Here is a 710-nt window from a genome sequence, read left to right as displayed (position 1 = left end):
AGAAGCGGAACTAAACCCAGGACGCTTCACTGCTGCACTGCGTCGCGGTCACGCCCAACGTCGACCTCGTGGCACGCGCAGTGCTCGCAAGCGGTTTGTTGACCCTATGGTGATGATTTCCGACCGCCCAGCAGAAGTAGACGACCGGGCAGTACCAGGTCATTGGGAAGGCGACCTCATTCTAGGCGCGGGTAATAAGTCCGCAATTGGCACGCTAGTAGAGCGAACCACGCGCTATGTCATCTTGCTGCATTTACCTAATGGGCATAGTGCTACCGAAGTAAATGAAGCACTTACAAAAGCGATTGCTACCTTGCCAGATCATCTCAAAGGATCACTTACCTGGGATCAGGGAAGTGAAATGGCCTGCCATAAGGCCTTTTCTGTAGCTACAAACTGTCCCGTGTTCTTCTGCGATCCTGGTTCGCCGTGGCAACGAGGCACCAATGAAAACACCAATGGCCTACTAAGACAGTACTTCCCTAAAGGAACAGACCTCAACGTCCATAGTGCAGCGGACCTAGAATTCGTCGCCATGCAACTCAACCGCCGACCCCGCAAAACCCTGGGCTTTCAAACACCAGCCGAGAAAATGGCCGCACTGATAAACTCAACCGAAACATAGGAAGTGTTTCCACGACCACTAGAATCTGCCCGGCGGGCACGGACGAAAGATAAAAGCCTCCCCGCCCCCCTCACTGCCTCGCGCG

General features: G+C 54.2%; 1 protein-coding gene. It reads left to right on the top strand.

The window, feature by feature from the left end:
* On the top strand, positions 1–625 hold a 625-nt coding region (locus HMPREF3067_RS11165; RefSeq protein ID WP_141759396.1), incomplete at its 5' end, for an IS30 family transposase.
* Positions 626–710 lie beyond the last annotated feature (85 nt).

This window comes from Corynebacterium sp. HMSC04H06, assembly GCF_001815935.1.
Classification (GTDB): Bacteria; Actinomycetota; Actinomycetes; order Mycobacteriales; family Mycobacteriaceae; genus Corynebacterium.
This window is presented reverse-complemented; position numbering and strand designations above follow the sequence as displayed.